At 44.6% G+C, this 24791-nt stretch carries 22 protein-coding genes; 20 read left to right on the forward strand and 2 right to left on the reverse strand.

Translation table 11 applies throughout. The annotated features are described in order from the left end of the window. The first annotated feature begins 4 nt into the window (after window positions 1–4). From QR722_RS00440 to QR722_RS00485, 11 genes are all read left to right on the forward strand, one after another. Window positions 5–3040 carry a TonB-dependent receptor gene (locus QR722_RS00440; protein WP_286284775.1) on the forward strand — a complete coding sequence of 1012 codons (3036 nt, stop codon included), beginning with the start codon at window positions 5–7 and terminating at the stop codon, window positions 3038–3040. Window positions 3041–3221: 181 nt separating this feature from the next. Then, entirely contained in the window at window positions 3222–3950 is a 729-nt protein-coding gene (locus QR722_RS00445; protein ID WP_286284776.1) for a SapC family protein, read from the forward strand. Between the two features lie 16 nt (window positions 3951–3966). Continuing rightward, window positions 3967–5001 carry a cupin-like domain-containing protein gene (locus QR722_RS00450; protein WP_286284777.1) on the forward strand — a complete coding sequence of 345 codons (1035 nt, stop codon included), beginning with the start codon at window positions 3967–3969 and terminating at the stop codon, window positions 4999–5001. 13 nt (window positions 5002–5014) lie between these two features. Next, window positions 5015–6493 (forward strand): tryptophan halogenase family protein, encoded by a 1479-nt coding sequence (locus QR722_RS00455; RefSeq protein ID WP_286284778.1) that lies wholly within the window; start codon window positions 5015–5017, stop codon window positions 6491–6493. 194 nt (window positions 6494–6687) lie between these two features. Further along, a complete protein-coding gene (locus tag QR722_RS00460) occupies window positions 6688–8019 on the forward strand; it encodes a GH1 family beta-glucosidase (RefSeq protein WP_286284779.1) in 1332 nt (443 codons plus the stop codon). 11 nt (window positions 8020–8030) lie between these two features. Beyond that, on the forward strand, window positions 8031–9569 hold the full coding sequence (locus QR722_RS00465; RefSeq protein ID WP_286284780.1) for an MFS transporter: 1539 nt from the start codon (window positions 8031–8033) through the stop codon (window positions 9567–9569). Between the two features lie 35 nt (window positions 9570–9604). Next, the gene (locus QR722_RS00470) at window positions 9605–10615 is read left to right on the forward strand and encodes a LacI family DNA-binding transcriptional regulator (protein ID WP_286284782.1); all 1011 of its coding nucleotides are present in this window, start codon (window positions 9605–9607) and stop codon (window positions 10613–10615) included. Window positions 10616–10754: 139 nt separating this feature from the next. Further along, a complete protein-coding gene (locus QR722_RS00475; RefSeq protein ID WP_286284783.1) occupies window positions 10755–12695 on the forward strand; it encodes a sialate O-acetylesterase in 1941 nt (646 codons plus the stop codon). Window positions 12696–12803: 108 nt separating this feature from the next. Continuing rightward, entirely contained in the window at window positions 12804–13433 is a 630-nt protein-coding gene (locus QR722_RS00480) for an enolase-like domain-containing protein (RefSeq protein ID WP_286284784.1), read from the forward strand. After that, window positions 13411–13620: an enolase C-terminal domain-like protein gene (locus tag QR722_RS19360; RefSeq protein ID WP_353506904.1), complete on the forward strand. Its 210-nt coding sequence runs from the start codon at window positions 13411–13413 to the stop codon at window positions 13618–13620. The genes QR722_RS00480 and QR722_RS19360 overlap by 23 nt, the downstream gene beginning before the upstream one ends. Continuing rightward, window positions 13532–14023 (forward strand): enolase C-terminal domain-like protein, encoded by a 492-nt coding sequence (locus QR722_RS00485; RefSeq protein ID WP_286284785.1) that lies wholly within the window; start codon window positions 13532–13534, stop codon window positions 14021–14023. The genes QR722_RS19360 and QR722_RS00485 overlap by 89 nt, the downstream gene beginning before the upstream one ends. 110 nt (window positions 14024–14133) lie before the next feature. Here the strand turns inward: QR722_RS00485 and pobA are convergent, their stop codons facing one another. Beyond that, window positions 14134–15342: a 4-hydroxybenzoate 3-monooxygenase gene (gene pobA / locus QR722_RS00490; RefSeq protein WP_286284786.1), complete on the reverse strand. Its 1209-nt coding sequence runs from the start codon at window positions 15340–15342 to the stop codon at window positions 14134–14136. A 137-nt stretch (window positions 15343–15479) separates the two neighbouring features. On the opposite strand from pobA, the gene QR722_RS00495 reads away from it, so the two are divergent. After that, window positions 15480–16364, forward strand: coding sequence for a helix-turn-helix domain-containing protein (locus tag QR722_RS00495; protein WP_286284787.1), 885 nt, complete (start codon window positions 15480–15482; stop codon window positions 16362–16364). Window positions 16365–16376: 12 nt separating this feature from the next. Here QR722_RS00495 and QR722_RS00500 read toward each other — a convergent pair whose 3' ends face one another. Continuing rightward, the gene (locus QR722_RS00500) at window positions 16377–17570 is read right to left on the reverse strand and encodes a LysR family transcriptional regulator (protein ID WP_286284788.1); all 1194 of its coding nucleotides are present in this window, start codon (window positions 17568–17570) and stop codon (window positions 16377–16379) included. Between the two features lie 139 nt (window positions 17571–17709). On the opposite strand from QR722_RS00500, the gene QR722_RS00505 reads away from it, so the two are divergent. The 8 genes from QR722_RS00505 to QR722_RS00540 all read left to right on the forward strand — a co-directional run bounded on the left by QR722_RS00505 (window position 17710) and on the right by QR722_RS00540 (window position 24696). Beyond that, window positions 17710–18399, forward strand: coding sequence for a 4-carboxy-4-hydroxy-2-oxoadipate aldolase/oxaloacetate decarboxylase (locus tag QR722_RS00505; RefSeq protein WP_286284789.1), 690 nt, complete (start codon window positions 17710–17712; stop codon window positions 18397–18399). Beyond that, on the forward strand, window positions 18400–19488 hold the full coding sequence (locus QR722_RS00510; RefSeq protein ID WP_286284790.1) for a 4-oxalomesaconate tautomerase: 1089 nt from the start codon (window positions 18400–18402) through the stop codon (window positions 19486–19488). Between the two features lie 43 nt (window positions 19489–19531). Beyond that, window positions 19532–20551 carry an amidohydrolase family protein gene (locus QR722_RS00515; protein ID WP_286284791.1) on the forward strand — a complete coding sequence of 340 codons (1020 nt, stop codon included), beginning with the start codon at window positions 19532–19534 and terminating at the stop codon, window positions 20549–20551. Next, window positions 20548–21438 carry an amidohydrolase family protein gene (locus QR722_RS00520; RefSeq protein WP_286284792.1) on the forward strand — a complete coding sequence of 297 codons (891 nt, stop codon included), beginning with the start codon at window positions 20548–20550 and terminating at the stop codon, window positions 21436–21438. Before QR722_RS00515 ends, QR722_RS00520 begins: the two co-directional genes overlap by 4 nt. A gap of 85 nt (window positions 21439–21523) precedes the next feature. Continuing rightward, window positions 21524–21910, forward strand: coding sequence for a protocatechuate 4,5-dioxygenase subunit alpha (ligA, locus tag QR722_RS00525; protein ID WP_286284793.1), 387 nt, complete (start codon window positions 21524–21526; stop codon window positions 21908–21910). After that, the gene (locus QR722_RS00530; protein ID WP_286284795.1) at window positions 21910–22749 is read left to right on the forward strand and encodes a class III extradiol dioxygenase subunit beta; all 840 of its coding nucleotides are present in this window, start codon (window positions 21910–21912) and stop codon (window positions 22747–22749) included. Before ligA ends, QR722_RS00530 begins: the two co-directional genes overlap by 1 nt. 9 nt (window positions 22750–22758) lie before the next feature. After that, complete coding sequence (locus tag QR722_RS00535; protein WP_286284796.1) at window positions 22759–23700, forward strand: Gfo/Idh/MocA family oxidoreductase; 942 nt, start codon at window positions 22759–22761, stop codon at window positions 23698–23700. A gap of 9 nt (window positions 23701–23709) precedes the next feature. After that, entirely contained in the window at window positions 23710–24696 is a 987-nt protein-coding gene (locus tag QR722_RS00540) for an aldo/keto reductase (protein ID WP_286284797.1), read from the forward strand. Window positions 24697–24791: the final 95 nt, after the last annotated feature.

Genomic DNA, 24791 nt, shown 5'->3' on the forward strand with positions numbered 1-24791 from the left:
ACACATGACGAATAAAAGGTTTTTAAAAACCCATTTGGCTACAAGTTTATCTATCATCCTCGGGGCATCACTTTGTGCACCCTTGGCGGCTCAAGAAGCTGCAGCTGATGACCTTGAAGTTATTCAGGTAACAGGACTAAGAGGAAGCCTTCAGGAAGCGGCTTCTATCAAACGTGAAGCATCAGGTGTGGTTGATGCTATTTCCGCAGAAGATATTGGTAAGTTTCCCGACACTAATTTAGCAGAATCATTGCAACGTATTACCGGTGTATCGATTAGCCGTACTAACGGTGAGGGCTCTGAAGTTACTGTCCGTGGTTTCGCCGGTGGCAATAACATGATTACGTTAAATGGTCGTACCATGCCTGCGGCAATAACTTATGCAGCAGGATCTGGCGCCGATGGCACATCACGTGGTGGTAACACCCGCTCTTTCGATTTTGCCAATTTGGCGTCGGAATCTATCAGCGCTGTAGAGGTTTACAAAACCGGTAAAGCCAATATTGCTACTGGTGGGATTGGTGCAACGATTAATATCATCACTGCGAAGCCCCTAGACAATGAAGGGTTGGTAGCGACTGCAGGCGTTAAAGCCGTCCATGATACAACCAACCGTACCGGTAGTGATTTGACCCCAGAGTTATCAGCTATCGTCAGTTACGCCAATGATGATTCTACCTTTGGTGTTAGTGTTGCAGCCATTCACCAAGAGCGCGATTCTGGTTATACCGGTGCGACCGTCAATAACTGGAATATCGATTATTGGGATGACATCGCTGATCCAGATAGAATGTGGAACAACGCTGATGCTAACTATGTCAATGCCCCTGAGCAAGGCCAGTTGTATGCCAGACCTAACGATATTCGTTATGCATTTTCAAACACTCAGCGTACCCGCGATAATTTGCAATTAACCCTGCAATTCGCCCCTTCTGACACTTTTAAAGGGACGGTAGATTACACCTTCGCTGAAAATGAAATCATTGAACAGCGTGGGGAAATTACCAACTGGCTGCAAACCGGTACCAACACAGGTACGGTTGAGTTCGATAACTCTGCGGTTAAAACGCCTATCTATGTGTCAGAAAGCTATGCCGGCGGTGTTGATGAAGGTTACGAGCAACAGTGGCGTGAGCAAACTAATACACTCGATTCCATCGGGGTTAATTTCGAATACATGGTAAACGATAATTTTACTTTAGTATTTGATGCCCATGATTCCACTATGCACAGTCGTGGGACAGGGCCAAGAGGGTCTGGTGAAATTGCGGTGGGGTTAGGTGCACCCACAGTGGTATCTCGAGAATGGTTCTGGGATCGTGAACTACCAACTTACACTAATGTGTATGACGATAGTATTCGCGGTGCGAACAATAATGGTGTGGTTGACGCAGGCGATGTAGGCTCATCTATTGCCCGGATCAGAAACGCCAGTCAGAAATCTAAAATTACTCAATACAAATTAGATGGTAGCTACTTTCTAGACGATGGCCGCTTTGATTTCGGTGTAGAAGCTCGTGAAATGGAATCACGCTCATATCAAACTGCAGGCAACAACATTGCCTTGGGTAACTGGGGGGTGGCCAATCCAGGGGAATTCGGTGACTTAATTCAACCATTTGATTTGCCAGGTGATTTTGACGACTATTCAACCAATCCAGGTGGATATGGCTTTATCGCCGATGCCCGTGAATTGTATACAGCAGCTGAAGCGCTATATCCTGGCATTCCATCTGCAACAGAAGATGCATTGTCTTTTGATGATACCATTCAAGAAGATACCTTAGCTGCTTACGTGCAAGTAGCATTCGAAGGTGAGCTTGGCGGCATGCCCTTTGATGTGTTAACGGGTTTGCGCTATGAAGAGACTGACGTGACGTCAACCTCACTAGTCAGCAGAATCTATTTCCAATGGGAAGATAATAACGATGTAGTATCTTATGTTGACGGTTCACAAAGCGGTCTCGTCAGTGCTGATAGCAGCTATGATTTTTTATTGCCTAGCCTAGATATTAGCTTGGATATTAACGAAGACTTGAAAGGACGTTTCTCTTATAGCAAAACCATAGCCCGTGCTGGGTTTGGTAGTCTCGGTGTATCTGCAAACAACTTTGCTGGCGGTGGCGGCTCGACCTTGCTAGGCGCACAACCTACCGCGAATGCCTCTAACCCAGGTTTGTTGCCGTTAGAGTCCTCTAACTTTGACCTATCCCTTGAATGGTATTATGACCCAACCAGTTATGCATCTGTTGGATTCTTCCAGAAAAATGTAATCAACTTTTTGGGTAGTCGTCAGGTCGACCAACCATTATTGGGTATACGTGATGTGACCGGTGGTCCCCGTGCACAAGCTGCGGCACAAGCCTTGGCTGACCGTGATATTGCACTGGATGATACTTCGCTTTACGCAATGATGGTTTTACTCAGCCAACCTGGTACTTTCCCTGGTGGTGCCGATGACTACACAGGCACTCCTGAGCAAATTCAACAACTTGCTGAAACGGCTGGTTGGGATTTGTTGGCACAAGATGATGACCCTGAAATGGTATTTAGAACCAGTACGCCTGACAACAATCGCGCCGCGAAGATATATGGTGCAGAATTTGCTGTACAGCACTTCTTCGGCGATACAGGCTTTGGCGTACAAGCCAACTATACCTTGGTAAGGGGGGATGTGGGCTTTGACAATGAAGCAGATCCTAATCAATCTCAGTTTGCGCTAGTTGGATTGAGTGATACCGCCAACATAGTTGCCATGTATGAAAAAGATGGTTTCCAAGCAAGGATTGCCTTGAACTGGCGTGATGAGTATCTAGCTGAAGTCAATAAAGGTAGCTCAAACAACCCTAGATACGTCGAAGCCTATACGCAGCTTGATGTTAATGTGAGTTATGACATTAATGAAGATTTCACAGTGTTTTTCGAAGGTCTAAATATTACCGAAGAAGATATCCGTGAGCACGGGCGTAATACCACTCAACTTTGGTATTTAACCGATTTAGGTGCACGTTATCAATTGGGTGCGCGTTATAAGTTCTAAACCGAACTTAACCACTGGTGAGAAAGCAGTACGCCAGTCTTAAATAAAAGCAAGCCGCTGTAACAAGCGGCTTGTGTTTTTGTTAGTGTTTGAATAGGGACTCAAGATATAGCAAACTGCAATTAACAGATTGAATTTTATACCCTCGTTTTTGGTTTGGAACCTATAGGAATTATAAAAAATGGCCAACCATGTACTACTGAACAATATCCACCATGATAAAACTCGCGTGATTTCACGCTACGCTGAACAATATGCCGACAATGTAGCTAGTGTTCTAGTATTTCCCAATGAGTTCATGGAGTTACAAAAAGAATATCCAATCTTGTTTAGGCTGGATGAAGCCTCTGGCAACTACCAGAGTGTCGTATTATTGGGATTGCACAAAGGTGAAAATCTATTTCTAGACGATGCATTTCCTTCCGGTTGGAGAGCAGATTATATTCCAGCGATGGTTGAAAAAGGTCCATTTTTGATTGGTTTTCAACAGCAAGATGCTCAGCCAGATCCGGAACCCATGATCCACATTGATTTAGATCATCCCAAAGTAAACGAACAAGAAGGCCATCAAGTCTTTTTAGAACATGGTGGCAATAGTCCTTACCTGAACTATATAGCCGCTCGGTTGAAATTGATCCATGACGGTATGGCAGCACAAGACGACATGTTTGAGTTGTTTAAGCAGCTAGACTTATTGGAGTCGGTAAACATTGAATTTGAATTAGCCAACGGTGAAAAATGCCGTTTGCTCGGCAATTTTACTATTAATGAAGAAAAACTAATGGCGCTAGACGGAGACCAGTTGGTCAAACTAAATCGTTCTGGCTGTTTGCACCTTGCTTATGCGGTTATATCCTCAATGAGCAATATTCGTAAACTTATTGCTATAAAAAATCATCAAAGTAATTAGACATAAACGGCAACTAATGGCTCAAATTGAAAAGACCACCCAGACAATTGATGTAAGTAAGCCGGGAAGCATTCCGCTGGATTTGCACGATTGCAAAGAGCCTGTGGTGTTAAAAGGGCTAGTTAAGCATTGGAAACTGGTAAGCTTAGGGCAAGCCTCAAGCCAAGCCACTGTCGATTATCTTAAGTCTTTCTATAATGGTGCACCGACTTTTAGTTACTTTTCTCAGCCTGAGGTAGGAGGTAACTATGGCTACAATGCACAAGCCACAGCCCTTAATTACGAATCTAAGCGGGCCAAGTTAGACGAAGTGCTTGATTTAATCATCGAGCATTTAGATGACCAACAGCCACCAGGCTATTACATTGCATCCAATGTGATCGATATGAATTTCCCAGGCCTTAGAGCTGAAAATGATTTGCATATACCCGTACAGGCTAAAGCGTCAGCTACCGAGCCACCAGTACCCAGCATTTGGATTGGCAATAAGTCTGTGGCTAAGTGCCATTATGATGCGTCTGATAATCTGGCCTGCGTAGTGGTCGGCAAACGCCGATTCACTACTTTTCCGCCAGAGCAAATTGCCAATCTGTATCCAGGCCCCCTTGCACCCACACCAGGCGGCCAGGCAATTACTATGACAGACCTAAATAAACCTGATTTTGAACGCTTTCCACGTTTGGCTGAGGCATTCAAGCATGGGCAGGTTGCAGAGCTAGAAGCCGGTGATGCTATCTATATTCCAAGCATGTGGTGGCATCAAGTTGAAGGGCTCAGTAAGTTTAATATATTAATAAATTACTGGTGGAGTGATGCTGAGAAATACATGGGAGCGGCAATGAACGTGTTGTATCACGCCATGTTGAGTTTGCGCGATAAGCCTGCCCATGAAAAGGCCGCTTGGAAGCATGTATTCGACTACTATATTTTTGGTGATACAAGTGTGCCAATCACCCATTTGCCCGCTGAAGCGCAAGGTTTTCTTGCCACTATGAATGAAGCAAAGTCTCGGCAACTTAGAGCGATGCTAATTAATAAACTCAATCGATAGACGGAACTTATTTGTGAATAAAACCATTAAAAATATTGTTATCGCCGGAGGGGGCAGTGCAGGTTGGATTGCCGCAGCCGCGCTGGCAAAGCAAATGGGCTCAGTGGTCAAAGTCACGCTAGTGGAATCTGAAGAGATTGGCACTGTGGGCGTGGGCGAAGCCACAATCCCACCCATGCGGGTTTTTCATAAGTTGTTGGGTATTGACGAGCGTGAGTTTATGCGTGCCACCTCTGCAACTTTCAAATTAGGCATTCAATTTGAAAATTGGGGCCAGCGTAACGATAGCTATATTCATTCCTTCGGTATGACCGGTAAAGAAAGCTTCATTGCGCCTTTTCATCATTTTTGGCTATACGCAAAAGAGCAGGGCATAGCCAAAGAGTTTGGTAAATATTGCTTCGAACTAGAAGCAGCCAAAGTTGATAAATTTGCCACATCAGACAATGCGAATGTGAATTATGCTTATCATCTAGATTCCAGTCGTTACGCGACTTTTCTGCGCGATTACAGTGAGTCGCGGGGTGTTAAGCGTATTGAAGGCAAAATCTCCCAAGTGAATAAAGATCCCACTAGTGGTCACATTAGCAGTTTAGAACTGGAATCTGGTGAGCTGGTTGAAGGGGATTTTTTCATTGATTGCACTGGCTTCAGAGGCTTGCTAATTGAACAAAGCTTAAATACCGGCTATGAAGATTGGTCTCACTGGCTACCTTGTGACCGGGCGATTGCTGTGCAAACTGAATCGGTAGCCGAGCCTAGACCCATTACCCGTTCGATTGCTCATGATAGTGGCTGGCAATGGCGGATCCCGTTGCAGCATCGTGTTGGCAACGGCTTAGTGTATTGTAGTCAATATCTGACTGATGAAGAGGCTAAGAACACCTTGCTAAACAACATTGAAGGTAAAATGTTAACTGAGCCTAGAGTGATCAAATTTCGCACTGGACAACGTCGTAAGCACTGGAATAAAAACTGTTTAGCATTAGGCTTATCAAGCGGCTTTGTTGAGCCACTGGAATCCACCAGTATTCATTTGATCATGATGGGAATAGTGCGTTTTTTACGACTGTTCCCCAACGGTGAAATCTCCGACTCAGTTATTGATGAATACAACCAACAGGCGAAAGACGAGATTGAAAAAATTCGCGACTTTATTATCCTGCATTATCATGTCACCCAAAGGCAAGACAGTCCCTTTTGGCAATATTGTAAGAACATGGATATTCCCGCGAGTTTGGCCCATAGGATCAAACTGTTCAGCGAACATGCTCATGCTTTTCAGGCCGATGGGGAATTATTTAGAGTCGATTCTTGGACCCAGGTTATGCTAGGTCAAGGGATCATGCCGAAGCAATTTCATCCCAGTGTTACAGCAATGCCTGTGGGGGAATTACAGCGATTCTTACAAGGCATTGAAAATTCAATCAGCAAAGGCCTAGAACAACTTCCGAGCCATAGTCAATTTATCGCCAAATATTGTGCGCAATAGAATCCTTTCAGCCATTTTTGGCCTGCAAGGTAATAACTTTACAATTTTTTAACAGTAGGAATTGATTTTTGCCGCTATTCCAACTAATCTCATTATGTAAGCGCTTACATTTGGTGGGTGCTACTGATTTGTCGCGTGTTATCACGCTGCATTAAATCATCAACCCTTTAAAAAAGTAGTCATAAATCCACATAATGAATATTTTAACCTTACCCACTAAATCCCCCATACTAAGCAAAGAATTTGTTTACGGCGTGGCGACATCGTCCTTCCAAATTGAAGGAGCCCCACAAGGACGCCTTAAATCTATATGGGATACGTTTTGTGAAACCCCCGGAAAGATCGCAGACAATTCAAATGGCTTAATCGCTTGCGAACATGTTAAACGTTGGCGAGATGATATTGCTCTAATCGACTCCCTTGGCGTGGATGCGTATCGTTTTTCGATTTCTTGGCCCCGTGTTGTACATAAAGATGGTTCCTTAAATAAGGAAGGTATGCAGTTTTATGTGGATTTGGTTGATGAATTAAATGGTCGTGGAATTAAGCCGTTTGTGACTCTCTATCATTGGGATTTGCCTCAATATCTAGAAGATAATGGTGGATGGCTAAACAGAGATACGGCTTATCATTTCCGTGATTACGCAGAAATGGTGTGTCGGGCGCTGGGCAATAAAGTGCATGCTTATGCAACGTTAAACGAGCCCTTTTGCTCTGCTTACCTAGGTTATGAAATCGGTGTCCACGCGCCGGGCTTAACTGGACAGGCTAATGGTAGAAAAGCTGCTCATCATCTGTTACTCGGACATGGATTGGCCATGCAGGCGATGCGAAAGGTCACGCCTGATAGCTTGTATGGTATCGTTTTAAACTTCACCCCCTGTTACCCTGAGTCAGATTCAGCGGCGGATAAAACCGCAACCCGCCAAGCCGATGAATATATCAATCAGTGGTATATGCAGCCGGTAATGGAAGGCACTTATCCAGATGTGATTGAACAATTAGATATTAACAATCGACCTGACATTTTGCCTGGAGACATGGCTGTGATCAGTCAGCCACTCGATTATTTAGGCGTGAATTTCTATACCAGATTACGCTATCGTGCAGATGGCAAAGGCTGGTTTGATGAAATCCAACCTACCAATGTCGCCACCACTGAGATGGGTTGGGAGATTTATCCGCAAGCATTAACGGAATTATTAGTGTCTTTGGATAAACGCTACTCCTTGCCGCCAATCTATATTACTGAAAATGGTGCGGCCATGGATGACAAGTTGGCCGATAATCAAGTTAACGATGAAGACCGCGTAAAGTATTACAATGATCATTTAAATGCCTTGCATCAAGCTAAGATACAAGGAGTAAACCTAGTCGGTTATTTCGCGTGGAGTCTGATGGATAATTTTGAATGGGCAGAAGGCTATGAAAAGCGCTTTGGTATAGTTTACGTAGATTATGCCACTCAAAAAAGGACGGTTAAGCTAAGTGGCTTGGCGTATAAAAACTTGATCACTCAACGTTAGATAGCATTATTATGTCAACTCAAACTCTCAAGCTGCCCCTTTACGAAAAAATCGGTTATGCCATGGGCGATGCCGCCGCGAATTTAGTTTGGCGCGGGGCGCTTGCTTATTTAGCGGTATTCTACACCGACGTGTTTGGTCTTACTGCCGCAGCGGCAGCATTGCTGTTTCTAGTTGTTAGGCTTTCTGATGGTATCACCGATATTATTATGGGCATGATTGCCGACCGGACTGAATCACGCTGGGGTAAGTTTAGACCTTGGATCTTATTCTCAACGCCTCTATTGGGCCTGTTTATGATCCTGTGCTTCACCACACCAGATTGGTCCGCACAGAATAAACTGATATATGCCTATATCACCTACATTGGCCTGACTTTATGTTACACCTTAAATAATGTGCCTTATTCGGCCTTGATGGGGGTTATGACGGAGTCTGATGTAGAACGCACTAGCCTGTCTGCATTTCGCTTCGCTGGGGCCTTTATGGGTGGCTTATTGGTGATGGGTTTCTTGCCATACTTTGTGAATTTATTTGGTCAAGGCGATAACGCCATGGGCTACCAATATACCATGTATTTATTTGCCGCTGTGTTGGTGGTGCTCATGGTGATCACCTTCACCACCACTAAAGAACGGCTCAAGCCTGTGGTCAGCAACTCTGCTGGATTAAAAGCCGACCTGTGGGATCTGACCAAAAACCTACCCTTTATCCTGTTGCCGTTAATGGCAATTACCTTATTTTTCTATTTCCGTAATCTAACTACCGCGATAATTTTCGTGCTAGTTATGACGGCAATGTGGTACGCAATACAATACTTACTTAAACGCCCAAGAGATAAAATTAGCGCGACACAGCAAGACATGATTGATTTAATCACCAACAAACCTTGGTTGATTTTGCTGGGCATGGGTTTCTTAACCATGATGTTCAACGGGATTAAATACGGCGTCATTGCCTATTACTTTAAATATATTGTGGGTGATGAATTGATGACCGGGCAATTCTTTATTGCCTTGCTGGTAGTGTCAATTTTCGGCGCGCTAAGCACTTCTTATTTAGCCCGTATATTTGGCAGACGATGGTTATTTATTGGCTCGCTGATTATCGGTAGTGCGCTGACGATTTGTATGTATTGGGTGCCTCAAGGCAATGTAACTATGGTCTTTGTGTTGGGATGTGGAGCTGAGTTCTTTGCCGCTATTTTCCCAACATTATTTTTCTCCCTACTTGGCGATTCTGCTGACTATTCAGAGTGGAAGAACGGTCGTAGGGCGACAGGATTAGTTTATTCAGCGGGCACATTCGTTCAAAAAACCGGGGGTGGTTTTGCCGGCGCGTTAGTTTTGATAGTGTTGGCAAGCTACGGCTATGACGGTATGGATCCTTCTTCGGTGGCCGATACATTGCCTGGCATCAAGTTACTCATGAGTTGGATACCCGCAGCCTTTGGTATCGCAGCGGCGGTTTTAATGTTGTTCTACCCTATTACGGATAAACAACAGCAACGTATGACCGATGAATTAATGCTAAGAAGGGCAAAAGCTTGATACCATTAACGAAAAGTAACTAGCAGTAAGTTTTTATGACCACCATTTATGAGGTTGCCAAACTCGCCGGGGTGTCACTTGCCACAGTGTCTAGAGTGATGAATGGGCAGGCAAAAGTAAAAGACAACACGCGGCATAAAGTCGAACAAGCCATGCTTGAGCTTGGTTATGTGCCAAATAATTTTGCCCGTTCTTTGGCATCTAGCAAAGCCAATAGTGTTGGTCTGTTAGTATCCAATTTGGACAGTGCTTTCTTTGGTGAGATGATGAGTGGTGTCGAAACTGAGCTACGTGCTGCTGGAAAACAAGTCATCATCTCCGCTGGTCATGATGAGGAGTCCACTGAAAAAGCCGGTATAGATTTCTTGATCAGTCGCCAGTGTGACGCCTTGATTATTCACTCAGAAGCAGTATCTGATGAATATATTTTGCAATTAAATAATAAAAAACTGCCAATTTTGCTGATCAACCGCATTGTCGAAGGCATGGAAGATCAGTGCTTTATCGTCAATAACGAGGTAGGTGGGTATTTAGCGGCTAAAACGCTGCTCGATAAAGGTCATAAAGAAATAGCCTATATCAGTGGGCCAGAATTCAAAAAAGATGCCAGGCAACGCTTACAGGGTCACAAACGAGCGTTGCAAGAATACGCCGTGCCATTCGACGAAGAATTGTTTTATCGCGGTGATTATTTGGAAAATAGTGGCCGGGATGGCATGAGTTATTTACTGAGTACGGGTCGGCATTTTTCAGCACTGGCCTGTTCAAACGATGAAATGGCATCGGGAGCAATGAGTTATGCCAGGGAAGAGGGGTTAATCCTGCCAGATGATCTGTCGGTGATTGGCTTTGATGACGTGTTATTTGCCAAACATATGTTTCCTAAATTGACCACAATCGATAACCCTGTGTTAGAGATGGGACAAATGGCAGCTAAGTGGATCATTAAAAATATCTACAAAGAATCTTGCGCTGACATACAACATGTTTTTGAGCCACAGTTAATCGAGCGCCTATCTGTTATTGAGAATAGTGCGGGCTCGTAATTAACCGTTTCTGCAAAAAAGTTAGCTTCATCCAAAAAACTAAAAAAAGTGATACTTAAATCAATTTTATACATTTACCCACTTTGTAGTGCCGTTATAGTGAGTAACATAAGTCTAAAAATGATTAAGGAAGTAGGCGATGTACAAGGTGTTACTTTTTGTATTGTTGAGCGCATTGCTGCAGTTGACAGTATTGGAGCGGGCTTATGCCGATATTAGTTTGTCGCCTTACTATTCAAACAATCTTCTAATTCAACGTAACCGCCCTTTTAGTCTATCCGGTAACGCCGCTTCTGGGGAAGCTGTAACAGTGCGCATTGCTCAACTAGAACGTCACACAGTCGCTGATAGTAAAGGTCATTGGTCGGTGACGTTTCCCGCCCAAGCTGCCGCTAGTAACCAATCTATTCATTTTAAAGGTGAAAACCTAATCACCTTAACGGGAGTGGCCTTTGGTGATCTATGGTTAGCATCAGGGCAATCTAATATGGAATTGCCTATTAGACGGGTATTAGAAAAATATCCTGATATTTTGAAAGCCCAATCATTCGCCAACGTCAGACAATTTAAAGTGCAACGAGCCTATGATTTTAATCAGGAATTGAATCAGTATCCACAAGGCCAGTGGTCAATTGCCAGTGCTAATACGCTGGCTGATTTTTCCGCTGTAGCCTGGTTCTTTGCACAAGACCTTTACCATAAAACCAAGGTGCCTATCGGGATAATCAATGCCAGCGTGGGTGGATCTCCAATTGAAGCTTGGATGAGCTCAAGGATATTGCAGGACTACCCAGATATTTTGCAATATGCTAATCAATTTAAAGATGATGCTTTTATCGAGCAAATTCAGAATACGGATAAAAAAAGGCTAGATAAGTGGTTCGCCGAATTGAATCTTAATGATCCAGGCCTGAATGAAACTCCCACTTGGTATGCAGACAATCTCGATATAAACGGCTGGCAAAGCATTCAATTACCCAGATTAGTGGCCGATGGGAATAGTAGTTCATTTAATGGTTCTATGTGGTTTAGGAAGACCATAACGCTTGGGCCACAAGAATTGAACGAAGATGCCAAGTTACGACTCGGTGCTATGGTAGACGCTGACACCACCTTTATAAATGGCGTACAAGTGGGCACTACGGGTTATCAGTACCCGCCGCGGATCTATACTGTTCCAGCGGGTCTATTAAAAGCGGGTGAAAACACCATTACTATTCGTTTAACCAGCCATCTGAATAAAATCGGCTTGGTGCCTGACAAACCCTATTACTTGCAAACCAGTCAAAAAAGACATGAATTAAACGGCCAATGGCGTTTCCGCGTAGGTTTTCAAAGCACAGCAGATAAGGGCTGGGATTTTATTCATTATAAACCCACAGGATTGTTCAATGCGATGATTGCACCAGCCACCAATCATTCAATAGCGGGTGTTATCTGGTACCAAGGTGAATCTAATACTGGCGAACCTAATGGCTATGCTGACAAGTTAGTCAGCATGATCAAGGATTGGCGAGCAAGATGGGAGCAAACAGATTTACCCTTTTTGATTGTGCAATTGGCTAACTTTATGCCGCCATCAGATGTGCCGGTTGAGAGTAACTGGGCAGAATTGCGCTATGAGCAATATCAAGCTTCCAAGCGGCTAAACAGGGTCGGTTTGGCCCTCACCTATGATGTGGGAGAATGGAATGACATCCATCCGTTGGATAAACAAACGGTGGGTCAGCGACTCGCCCTGTTGGCGCAAAAGTATGCTTATGCACAAGACATAACGTATTCCGGGCCTGAGCTTTCTCACGTTAAGCAAAATGCTACTCAGATAGAATTAATATTCAAGCATACTGCTGGTGGCTTGCACTCATCATCAGTCTTGAAGGGCTTTTCAGTTGCCTTACATGACAGAAAGTTTGTTTGGGCCGATGCGAAAATCATCGGCAATAAGGTGCTGCTAAGTAATCCCCTCGATAGCGACGCGGTTTATGTCCGTTATGCTTGGGAAGACAATCCAATAGCCGCCAATCTCTACAATGGTGCAGGTTTACCTGCTATTCCATTTGAACGAAAGCTTTCACAGTAGGTTAAATGTAAGGATATTAAAAACCTGCTGCTATGTAGGTTTTTGTGATCATGGGTTCCCGTTGCTGTTGTCGCAGAAGGCGCAGGTAACGTCAATAAGGTAATTTAAATGAAAATAGTCGATGCTAAGGTTATTGTAACTTGTCCAAGCCGCAACTTTGTGACCCTAAAAATCACCACAGATGAGGGGATTTATGGGATAGGTGATGCCACGCTAAACGGTCGCGAGTTAGCAGTGGCCAGTTACTTAGAGGATCACTTGGTTCCGTGTTTAATAGGCAAGGATGCGAGTCGCATCGAAGACTTGTGGCAGTTTTTCTATCGTGGTGCGTATTGGCGTCGTGGTCCGGTTGGAATGACTGCTATTGCTGCCGTAGACGTGGCACTTTGGGATATTAAAGCGAAAGCGGCCAACATGCCACTGTATCAACTGCTAGGTGGGCGAAGTCGTGACGGTGTTATGGTTTACGGTCACGCTAATGGAGCCACGGTTGAAGAGACAGTAGATGAGGTTGGGCGTTTTATCGATATGGGTTACAAGGCTATACGGGCGCAAACTGGTGTGCCTGGCCTGGCTAGTACCTACGGGGTTTCTAAAGACAAAATGTTCTATGAGCCAGCCGATGGAAACTTACCTACTGAGAATGTTTGGTCGACAAGCAAGTATTTGAACAGCATTCCCAAGTTATTTGAAACGCTGCGCGATACCTATGGCTATGATCACCACCTATGGCTATGATCACCACCTATTGCATGATGCGCACCATCGTTGTACGCCCATTGAAGCGGCACAATTAGGCAAATCATTAGAGCCCTATAAACTGTTTTGGTTGGAAGATGCAGTGCCTGCGGAGTTACATCAGACTGTTTCGTCAACACACCACCACGCCAATTGCTGTGGGCGAAGTGTTTTCCTCAATTCATGACTGTCATCAGCTAATAAGTGAGCAGTTGATAGATTACATTCGCACAACCATAGTGCATGCTGGTGGCATTTCCCATTTGCGTCGTATTGCGCATTTAGCTGAGCTGTATCATGTACGCACCGGCTTTCATGGCGCTACCGACTTGAGCCCAGTAACTATGGGGGCTGCGGTGCATTTTGACACTTGGGTGCCCAATTTTGGGATACAAGAATACATGCGTCAGACCGATCAAACCAATGAGGTTTTCCCACATGATCACCGATTTGATAAGGGTTTTATGTTAGCCGGTGAAAAGCCAGGGCATGGTGTTGATATAGATGAGACGCTGGCAGCAAAATACCCTTATCAACGGGCCTATTTACCGGTTAATCGCTTAGAGGACGGTACGCTCTATAACTGGTAATTGAATAATCTATTGTTAAAGCAATGTCGCTTTAAAAAAATGACAGGAAATAAACTATGTTCGCCTTTGTCGTAAAGGTCGAACATAGTTAGTACACAGGTAAAGCTAGATCAAACTAGTGGATGGGGTAAACCAACATATTGTTCGGCGATAATTCGCAGTCCATCATCTCTGGACATATAAAATTCTAGTTCTGCGTTCATAAAGCGTTCAAAGGTGAGCCCGTCAGTTGCAGAGGTTTTATCATCACGGTAGTCGTGTAACATATTTGACATCCACCAAGAGAATCGCTCGGTTTGCCAAACCCGCTTAAGAGCGAGTTCAGAATAGCTTTGCATCGCCTGTGGCTGATTTTGCTGATAACATTTGCACAACAGTTTATACAGTAGACCTACATCTGAGGCTGCTAAGTTTAACCCTTTCGCTCCTGTTGGAGGCACGATATGCGCCGCATCGCCAACCAAATACAGGCGACCGTATTGCATGGGTTCACAGACAAAACTGCGCAGAGGTGCGATGCTTTTTTCAATGCTGGGACCAGTCACTAGCCGCTCTGCAACCTCGCCAGGTAAACGTTTTTTCAGCTCATCCCAAAAGGCATCGTCACTCCAGTTTTCAACTTTCTCGGTGGTTGGTACCTGTATATAATAACGGGAACGAGTTGGTGAGCGCATACTTGCTAAAGCGAAGCCTCGCTCATGTTTGGCGTAAATTAACTCATCGTGGACCGGAGGGGTATCGCTCAAAACGCCCAACCAGCCAAAGGGATAGACACGTTCAAATTCAGTTCGCTGCTCTTTAGGGATAGTTTGACGGGAGACGCCATGAAATCCGTCACAACCCGCTATATAGTCGCATTCTAATTTGTATTGTTGGCCATCTTGCTCAAAGGTAACAAAGGGGTTATCGGTTTTGGCGTCATTGAGCACCACATTGGATGATTCGTAATAGGTTACCAAAGCTTTTTCACTTCTGGCCGCCATTAAATCTTGGGTGATCTCTGTTTGGCCATAACACATTACACTTTTACCACCTGTGTATTTGTCCAAATCAATTCGGTAGCGTTTACCAAAATGGGCAATTTCAAAGCCCGTATGCACATGACCTTCGGCATGCATGCGTTCTGATACACCAGCTTCCTCTAATAAGTCCACTGTGCCTTGCTCTAAGATGCCAGCGCGGATGCGACTGGCTACATAATCGGCCGATACACGTTCGATGATGATATTGTCGATGCCCTGTTTGGCGAGCAGTTGACCGAGTAACAAACCCGATGGGCCCGCGCCGATAATGGCGACCTTGGTTTTGAGTGATTGCATTTTTAACCCCTGTTACTTTAGTTTATGGTCTAATAATGCTCAATTTAAATGGATTTATGAATTCACATCCGCGTTATATTATTGTACTTTTGCGTCATGTTAACGAATGGTTAAATATAAATAGCTGGGAGTAATGGATGACAGAGAACGCCATTCCATTTTACGATCTCTATGGTGAAGCCTTTATTCGCCAAGAGCCAAATGTGGCCCACGTGGAAGATATCGCCACCAGAAGTCGTGGCCTTGGCTGGGAAATTGCCCCTCATCGGCATAATCGGTTATCGCAGATCATCGCGGTATTTGATGGCCAGTGGACGGTTGAGTTAGACGATCAACACTATAGATTAAATGGCAACTGGTTAGTGTTGATCCCAGCTGGCGTGGTACATGGCTTTCACTTTGCGTCAAATACTCAAGGTTTTGTATTGTCACTAAATGACTCCTTGCTAGGTAGTAATGATGAGAGCTATTCGGCAAGGGGATTAGCAGAGTTGGTTTGGAAACCGCAAGCTCTGGAATTCAAAGACAGCCAACAAATTGAGCGTTTTTGTCACTATATTCGGCTGTTAAAGCATGAACTAAGTGCCGACGAGCTGGCGCAAAATTTGGCGGTAGATCATTTGGTTCAATTGATTTTGGTCACGGTATTGCGGCAACAACGTTTACAAGCCATGACACTCAGTAGTGCCAGTCGAGAGTCATCTGTGCTACTGAAATTTCGCGCCTTAATCGAACAACACTATCAACAGCATTTAGCGGTTAAAGATTACGCCCAACAACTGCATATATCGATTTCTAAACTCAATCGGCTGTGCCAAACCTTGTTGAATAACTCTCCCAAAGCCATTATTCATCAACGGTTGGTGATTGAAGCCAAGCGACGTTTGATTTATACCCAACAAAGCGTGGAGGAAATTTCAGAAGTTCTGGGATTTAGTGATCCGGCTTATTTCAGTCGTTTTTTTAAACAAATGGTTGGTGTAACTGCGGGAGCATTTCGTCAACAAGGGAATATTAATTAAATCAACTTTCGATTATTTAGTTTGTGCTAATTGTTCAATAATCGTCAAAAAACGGCTTTGCATTTGAGTTGGGTGCCACGTTCTACGCATAGTCAACCCTATCTGCCGATAGGTGTCTGGCAAGGTCATAGGGCAAACCGCCAATAAGCCAGCCCGTACTTCAATTTCTACTTGTCTGGCAGTTAAAAGGGCGGCTCGCTCGCTGTTCAGCAGTATTCCTCGCACCGCAACCAACGAGCTGCATTCAATCACGTGTGAAGGTGGCGCTAGACCGTGACTAGCAAAGATTTGGCTAAATACATTCCGCGCAGGTGTGCCTTTAGCTGGCGCCACCCAATTGAGTTCTTGTAATTCAGCAGCTGAAATAGTTTGACGTGTCGCCAGTGCGTGATTGGCCTTAACCACAATATTCAACTGATCCTGAAACAGAGGGCGTTGAACTATATCCTGGCTAGGCAATGGTGGACGAAGGGCGCCAACGATAAGATCGAGTTGGCCATGCAGCAGACTATTGAACTGCTCCCCGTAAGGACCATCAACGATAGAAATACTCGCATCTGGGAATTCATCATTTAACTGCAATACAGATAGAGGTACGATTTCAGTTCGAGCTAACGGCAAGCTGCCGACCCGCAATGAGCCATTGCGCTTACCATTAAATTCTTGCATCTCTTCTATGCCTTGTTGCAACTCGGCAAAAAATAAACTGGCATAGCGGCGCAGTTGCTTGGCGCGCCAAGTAGGTTCAACGCCGCTAGGTGAGCGTTGCAATAGCACCTGCTCACAGAATTGCTCGAGATCCTTAATAGTGCGGTGCAGGGTCGGCTGGGTTAAACCTAAATGTAGTGCTGCTGCGGTATAGCTTTGTAATTCAACAATATTGATAAGCGCTGTGAGTTGGCGACTGGTGATGGAACGAATAAAGTTTTGCCGCTTAATTTTGTCGTTGGTGAACAAAATGGCAGCGAACTCGTACAAGTGAGCGAAGGCCCGGCTTATTCGTGCTAAAAATAGTTCGCCTACTTCCGTCGCCTGCATGCCAGCATGAGAACGACTAAACAAAGAATAGCCGAGTTCACTCTCCAATTTATTAATACCCTGTGTAAGAGCTGACTGGGTCAAGTGGATTTGACTTGCCGCTTGACTTAAAGTGCCAAAATCCTTGATTTTAAGTGCACAAAGTAAGTGGCGAGTATTAATATGCATTTATCAATCTCGTATAGAATGAAACTAGTTAATTTTTTTGATTATAGAAAAAATTAATAGTCTATGACAGCTTTCTAAAGATATTTATGCTTTGAGCTGGCGCATACTCTATTTATGAAAACACACATTGAGGTGAATTATGGCTGTATGTATTACTGATATTGCTCGTCCGAGCCCCCAAACGGTGGCTAAATTTAAAGATGCTGAAGTCGCTACAGTGCATGAAGCTCAAGGGCGAAAAGGTTTGTTGGCTGATTACATGCGGCCAATATATCGCCCAGCACGTATTGCTGGAACGGCGGTTACCTGTGAGGTTGCTCCGGGCGATAACTGGATGATTCATGTGGCGGTCGAACAATGTCAAGCCGGTGATATTCTTGTCGTTGCGCCTACCAGTCCCAGCTTAGATGGCTTTTTTGGTGACTTATTAGCGACTTCATTAAAAGCGCGCGGCGTTCTCGGTTTGATCATTGATGGCGGCGTACGAGATGTTGCCACCTTAACCGAGATGGAATTTCCAGTCTGGTCAAAAGCTATCTTTGCTCAAGGAGCAGTGAAAGAAACGGTCGGTAATGTCAATGTTCCCGTTGTGTGTGCTGGGGCTTATATCCGACCCGGTGATATTATTGTCGCTGATGATGATGGCGTTGTGGTAGTCAAACGTGAAGAAGCTGATGCGGTGGATGAAAGTGTACAAAAGCGCGTGGCTAATGAAGAACATAAGCGCGAAATATTAGCCAGCGGTGTCTTGGGTTTAGATCTATATAAAATGCGCGAGCGCTTAGCCGAAAAAGGCTTACGCTATGTTAAGCAGGGCGAGGAAGGCTAGATGCAACGCCCTATTCCCTGTTCCATTATGCGAGGCGGAACCTCCAAAGGCTTGTATTTTATAGCTGACGACTTGCCTTCGGAGCCCGCTTTGCGTGATCAACTGTTGCTTAACCTTATGGGTTCACCTGACGAGCGGCAAATTGATGGATTAGGTGGTGCTCATCCATTGACCAGCAAGGTTGCAATCGTGAGCAAATCGAAGCGGCCAGACGCAGATATAGACTATTTGTTTTTACAAGTGGTGGTTGATAAAGCTCAGGTGAGTGATGCTCAGAACTGTGGCAACATACTCGCAGGCGTCGGCCCCTTTGCCATTGAACAAGGTTTGGTGACTGCTAACCAAGATGTAACTGATGTGCGCATTCATATGCTCAATACCGGCTCAAACGCAGTGGCTAGAGTGCAAACCCCACAAGGCATAGTAAATTACTGTGGTGACGCCAAAATTGACGGTGTTCCAGGTTGCAGTGCGCCTGTACTGATCGACTTTTTAGATATTGCGGGTTCCAGTTGTGGTAGCTTATTCCCAACAGGAAATAGCCAAGAAGTAATTAATAACCTTGCTGTTACCTGCATTGATAATGGCATGCCAGTTGTCTTAATGCAGGCTAGCGACTTTGGTTTGACGGGTGCTGAATCCCCGGCCGAATTAGAAGCTAATTTCGCTCTAAAATCTCAAATTGAAGCTATACGTTTAGCTGCAGGTAAGTTAATGAACTTGGGCGATGTCAGCAAAAAAACTGTCCCCAAAATGACCTTGATTTCTAAACCATTACAAGGCGGCCAGCTAAATACTCGCAGTTTTATTCCCCACCGAGTGCATGACGCCATAGGGGTATTGGGCTCAGTGAGTGTCGCTACTGCTTGTTTATTAAAAGGCACTGTGGCTCACGACTTACTCCAGCAAGATTATGCTGACGGTAGTGTTGAAATTGTAGTTGAGCATCCCACAGGCCAATTTAATGTAGAAATGGAAGTGAGTGGCAGTAGCGATATTGCCAGCTTTCGAGTTCATCGAGCCGCTTTGTTGCGTACCGCCCGTTTATTGATGCGCGGTGAGGCAATGGCAGCCAATAGTTTATGTTAAATGCTAACATTAGACATGCATCCCCAATTAGGAGGAACACCCCATGATCATTGATTGCCACGGACATTACACCACAGCACCTGAACCTTTACAGTTGTTTCGTGAAGCACAAATTAAAGCTTATAAAGAAGGTAAGGCCTTACCTGAAGTGCCACATATTAGTGACGAGCAAATTCGCGAGAGTATCGATAAGAACCAGATAAAACTGTTGGATGAACGTGGTTTAGATATGACCATTTTCTCGCCCCGCGCGTCTGCTATGGCCCATCATGTGGGTAATGAAGCGGTGTCCAAACAATGGACTTCCGCCTGTAATGATTTAATTGCTCGTGTAGTGGAACTGTACCCACAGCGTTTTATCGGAGTGTGTCAGTTACCCCAGTCGGTAGGTGTACCCATTAAGAACTCTATTGAAGAGTTAGAGCGTTGTGTCACTGAAAAAGGCTTTGTGGGGTGTAACCTGAATCCTGATCCCTCTGGCGGTCATTGGAATTCAGCACCCTTAACCGATCCAAGCTGGTATCCATTTTACGAAAAAATGGTTGAATTGGATGTTCCGGCGATGATCCACGTTTCTGGTTCGTGTAACCCCAATTTCCATGCTACTGGCGCACACTATATGAACGCCGATACCACTGCTTTTATGCAGTTCTTGGAAGGTAACCTGTTTAAAGATTTTCCAGACTTACGTTTTATTATTCCGCATGGCGGCGGTGCAGTGCCATATCACTGGGGCCGTTATCGTGGTTTGGCGGATATGCTCAAACAACCGCCATTGCGTGAACATGTGATGAAAAACGTCTATTTCGATACCTGTGTGTACCACCAACCAGGCATTGATTTGCTATTTAAAGTGATCGATATTGAAAATATCCTGTTTGGTTCAGAAATGATAGGTGCGGTGCGCGGCATAGACCCCGAAACCGGTAACTATTTCGATGATACCAAGCGTTATGTCGATGCACTTAATTTATCCGATAGTGACCGTACTAAAATTTATTCAGGTAATGCCCGTAGAGTTTATCCGGGGCTGGACAAAAAATTAATAGGAATGGGCCTATGACACAATTTAGCAAAGATGCCGACTGGTTAGATTGGCATCCTTCTCCCTCTAAGCCGAAATTTGTTGTTCCACAAGGGGCTGTAGATGCCCATTGCCATGTATTTGGACCAGGTAACGAATTTCCTTTTGCCCCTGAACGTAAATATACCCCTTGTGATGCCTCAAAAGCGCAGTTATGGGCCTTACGAGATTACCTCGGTTTTAGCCGGAACGTGGTGGTACAGGCTACCTGTCATGGTGCCGACAACAGTGCGCTAGTTGATGCACTTCAGGCATCTAGAGGTTTGGCCCGCGGCGTTGCCACGGTAAATGAAAAGATTACAGACGCAGAACTAGAAGCATTGCATCAAGCAGGTGTGCGCGGTGTACGTTTTAACTTTGTAAAACGACTAGTTGATGCCTTACCTTTTGACTCACTCAAGCGCATTGCGAGTCGAATTAAAGAGCTGGATTGGCATATAGTCATTTATTTTGAGGGTCAGGAGCTGCCCGAGTTATACGACTTTTTTATCAGTTTGCCTACTACTGTTGTGGTGGATCATATGGGCCGCCCTGATGTCTCTAAATCTATTGATGGTCCTGAATTTGGCTTGTTTTTGAAATTGATGAGCGATAATGAGAATTTTTGGTCGAAGGTTAGCTGTCCAGAACGTTTGTCACTGTTAGGACCCTCCAAACATTATGTTGATGTAGTGCCTTTTGCACGCACTGTAGTCGAGCAGTTTTCTGAGCGCGTATTGTGGGGTACGGATTGGCCCCACCCTAACATGAAAACGCATATGCCAGATGATGGTCAATTGGTTGATATGATCCCATTGATTGCCCCGACCGCCGAATTACAACATAAATTGCTAGTGGACAATCCGATGCGGCTGTATTGGTCATAATAAAACAGTCATAAGAGAACGGTCACAACAAAATGGTCGAAATAATAATCACCAGAGCAGTGTTGAAAAATTAAAAGGAAAGACAATGTCTTTAGATAAACCTTATAAAAATATTCCGGGTACGACTATTTTTGATGCAGAAATGGCTCGTCTTGGTTACCACTTAAATCAGTTTTGTATGTCTCTCATGAAGGCAGAGCAGCGTGCACGTTTTAAAGCCGATGAACGTGCTTACTTAGATGAATGGCCAATGACTGAAGAGCAGAAGCAAGCAGTGCTGACGCGCGACTACAACCGCATGATGGCCACAGGAGGCAATATCTATTTTCTGGCCAAAATATTTTCAAGTGATGGCATTAGTTTTCAAGACGCTGCCTCGACCATGACAGGTATGACGTTACCAGAATATGCACAAATGATGTTGCAAGGTGGCCGTACGCCAAATGGCAACACATATGAAGGAGACAAATAATGGCAAAAATTACTGCAGGTGTTGCTACCTCACATGTACCCGCTATTGGTGCTGCCATCGATAATGGCAAAACCCAAGACCCTTATTGGCAGCCATTGTTTGCTGGTTACGATTTTGCTAAGGAATGGATAAAGCAAGAAAAGCCTGATGTGGTGATTTTAGTTTATAACGATCACGCTTCGGCTTTTGACATGAATATAATCCCCACCTTCGCTTTAGGTTGCGCACCATCTTTCTCCCCCGCCGATGAAGGTTGGGGGCCACGTCCCGTGCCTGACGTTATGGGTTATCCAGAGTTGGCGTCACACATTGCGCAGTCGGTGATTCAACAAGACTTCGATTTAACTATTATCAATAAAATGGATGTTGATCACGGACTTACCGTACCCATGTCTTTAATGTTCGGTCAGCCTGAAGCTTGGCCGTGTAAGGTTATCCCACTGGCGGTCAATGTGGTGCTATACCCTGCACCTTCGGGTAAACGTTGTTACAATTTGGGCAAAGCCATTCGCAAAGCGGTTGAGAGCTTTGATGAAGATTTAAATGTTCAAATTTGGGGTACTGGCGGCATGAGTCATCAGTTACAGGGGCCCAGAGCAGGATTAATTAATAAAGAATTCGACAACGACTTTTTAGATCGTATTGTTGATGACGCTGAAGGCTTAGCTGAAATGCCCCATTTTGACTATCTCAATCAAGCCGGCTCTGAAGGGGTTGAACTGGTAATGTGGTTGATTATGCGCGGAGCCTTAAACGATAAGGTGAATGTTAAAAAACGTTTCTATCATGTTCCCGCATCCAATACCGCCGTTGGACATCTTATATTAGAGAATGATTAGGAGTTAAATATGAAAGTTATCGTTGTAGGCCCTGGAGCTTTTGGGATTAAACATCTTGATGGCATAAAGAATATCGATGGTGTAGAGGTTGTGGCATTAGTTGGCCGTTCAGTAGAAAAAACTCAAAAAGTGGCTGATGAATATGGCATTCCACAAGTTTTTACGGATCTTACACAGGCCCTGAAAATCGATGCCGATGCAGTGATCCTGTGTACGCCTACCCAACAACACGCCGAGCAATCGATACAATGTATGCGGGCCGGTAAAAACGTGCAAGTGGAGATTCCATTAGCAGATAGTTGGGCTGATTCAGAAGCCGTATTAAAAACTCAACAAGAGACAGGCTTGATTTGTATGGTAGGACATACCCGCCGTTTCAATCCCTCTCACCAATGGGTTAATCAACGTATAAAAGCGGGAGAGCTCAACATTCAGCAAATGGATGTGCAGACCTACTTTTTCCGCCGTAAAAATATTAATGCTAAAGGTGAACCGCGTTCATGGACAGATCACTTATTGTGGCACCATGCTGCTCATACTGTTGATTTGTTCGCGTATCAGGCAGGCTGTAAAGTGGTTAAAGCCAATGCGGTACAAGGCCCTATCCACCCAGAGCTTGGTATTGCACTTGATATGTCAATTCAGCTACAAGCTGAAAATGGTGCAATCTGTACCTTATCATTGTCCTTTAACAACGATGGGCCCATTGGTACTTTCTTCCGCTATATCTGCGACAACGGCACTTATATTGCCCGTTATGATGACTTGGTAGACGGCAAAGAAACGGCTATTGATGTATCTCAAGTCGCCGTTTCTATGAACGGCATTGAACTACAAGATCGTGAATTTTTTGCGGCGATTAAAGAAGGTCGAGAGCCAAACTCAAGTGTTGCTCAAGTCTTGGGTTGCTATAAGGTCTTACATGATCTTGAACAACAACTGATTAGCTAGGAGTTAGCCATGTCTGGACGCACCATTGCCGGTAAATCAATAGAAGCCATTGGCCTAGGCTGCATGAATTTAAGTCATGCCTATGGACAACCCCCTTCAGAGCAGCAAGCTGCAGAGGTACTAATGGCTGCTATTGATATGGGCGTAGATCACTTCGATACTGCCGCTCTGTATGGCTTTGGTAATAACGAAAAGTTGTTGGGGAAAATACTTAAGCCCTATCGCCAACAACTATTTTTGGCCAGTAAATGCGGCATGACAGGCGTCGATGGTAAGCGGGTGATCGATGGTCGCCCAAGCACATTGCGGGCTACCATCGAGCAATCTTTGCAGAACTTACAAACAGAGGTCATTGATCTCTACTACTTACATAGGTGGGACAAGAACGTGCCCATTGAAGACAGTGTAGGTGAGTTATCCTGTATGGTGAAAGAAGGAAAAATCAATGCTATTGGTTTGTCTGAAGTGTCTGCTGCCACCCTAAAAAAAGCCCACCAAGTGCATCCGATTGCTGCAGTGCAAACCGAGTATTCATTGTGGACTCGTAACCCAGAAATAGCAGTATCCAAAGCCTGCCAAAATATTGGGGCTGCGCTTGTGGCATTTTCTCCCTTAGGTAGAGGGTTTTTATGCGGACAAGCAATAGACGTCACATCCTTAGTGGCTGGCGATATTCGTAAAGGGATGCCGCGCTTTCAGCCACAACATGCTAACCAGAACCGAGGTTTACTAACCACATTGGTCTCGTTAAGTAAGCAATTGAATTGTAGCTTAGCGCAATTAAGCTTGGCTTGGTTACTGCACCAGGGCGATCACGTTGTGCCCATTCCTGGCACCACTCAAGTTGCTCATCTAAGAGATAATATCGCGGCTAGCCAAGTACGTTTAAATGCGAGTCAATTATCATTATTGGACAAAGTGTTTGAGCACAAGCAAATTAGCGGACCACGTTATCCTGCAGCCACCCAATTAGAAATTGACACCGAAGAATTTTAGAAAAAACCAAATTTGACCTGCCTGAGTTAACTAATCTTGTATTTTTTTCCTATCCTCTAATCAGTGGAATGAATATTCTTATCTATTTCACGCTG

It is taken from the genome of Aliiglaciecola sp. LCG003, assembly GCF_030316135.1.
Classification (GTDB): domain Bacteria; phylum Pseudomonadota; class Gammaproteobacteria; order Enterobacterales; family Alteromonadaceae; genus Aliiglaciecola.

Coding starts and splice junctions, on each gene's coding strand:
- QR722_RS19360 (WP_353506904.1), top strand. CDS start 13,411: ATGATCACCACCTATGGCTATGATCACCACCTATTGCATGATGCGCAC.
- pobA (WP_286284786.1), bottom strand. CDS start 15,342: ATGCAATCACTCAAAACCAAGGTCGCCATTATCGGCGCGGGCCCATCG.
- QR722_RS00505 (WP_286284789.1), top strand. CDS start 17,710: ATGGCTGTATGTATTACTGATATTGCTCGTCCGAGCCCCCAAACGGTG.
- QR722_RS00440 (WP_286284775.1), top strand. CDS start 5: ATGACGAATAAAAGGTTTTTAAAAACCCATTTGGCTACAAGTTTATCT.
- QR722_RS00535 (WP_286284796.1), top strand. CDS start 22,759: ATGAAAGTTATCGTTGTAGGCCCTGGAGCTTTTGGGATTAAACATCTT.
- QR722_RS00475 (WP_286284783.1), top strand. CDS start 10,755: ATGTACAAGGTGTTACTTTTTGTATTGTTGAGCGCATTGCTGCAGTTG.
- QR722_RS00480 (WP_286284784.1), top strand. CDS start 12,804: ATGAAAATAGTCGATGCTAAGGTTATTGTAACTTGTCCAAGCCGCAAC.
- ligA (WP_286284793.1), top strand. CDS start 21,524: ATGTCTTTAGATAAACCTTATAAAAATATTCCGGGTACGACTATTTTT.
- QR722_RS00520 (WP_286284792.1), top strand. CDS start 20,548: ATGACACAATTTAGCAAAGATGCCGACTGGTTAGATTGGCATCCTTCT.
- QR722_RS00530 (WP_286284795.1), top strand. CDS start 21,910: ATGGCAAAAATTACTGCAGGTGTTGCTACCTCACATGTACCCGCTATT.
- QR722_RS00465 (WP_286284780.1), top strand. CDS start 8,031: ATGTCAACTCAAACTCTCAAGCTGCCCCTTTACGAAAAAATCGGTTAT.
- QR722_RS00510 (WP_286284790.1), top strand. CDS start 18,400: ATGCAACGCCCTATTCCCTGTTCCATTATGCGAGGCGGAACCTCCAAA.
- QR722_RS00450 (WP_286284777.1), top strand. CDS start 3,967: ATGGCTCAAATTGAAAAGACCACCCAGACAATTGATGTAAGTAAGCCG.
- QR722_RS00460 (WP_286284779.1), top strand. CDS start 6,688: ATGAATATTTTAACCTTACCCACTAAATCCCCCATACTAAGCAAAGAA.
- QR722_RS00540 (WP_286284797.1), top strand. CDS start 23,710: ATGTCTGGACGCACCATTGCCGGTAAATCAATAGAAGCCATTGGCCTA.
- QR722_RS00500 (WP_286284788.1), bottom strand. CDS start 17,570: ATGCATATTAATACTCGCCACTTACTTTGTGCACTTAAAATCAAGGAT.
- QR722_RS00445 (WP_286284776.1), top strand. CDS start 3,222: ATGGCCAACCATGTACTACTGAACAATATCCACCATGATAAAACTCGC.
- QR722_RS00485 (WP_286284785.1), top strand. CDS start 13,532: ATGCAGTGCCTGCGGAGTTACATCAGACTGTTTCGTCAACACACCACC.
- QR722_RS00470 (WP_286284782.1), top strand. CDS start 9,605: ATGACCACCATTTATGAGGTTGCCAAACTCGCCGGGGTGTCACTTGCC.
- QR722_RS00495 (WP_286284787.1), top strand. CDS start 15,480: ATGACAGAGAACGCCATTCCATTTTACGATCTCTATGGTGAAGCCTTT.
- QR722_RS00515 (WP_286284791.1), top strand. CDS start 19,532: ATGATCATTGATTGCCACGGACATTACACCACAGCACCTGAACCTTTA.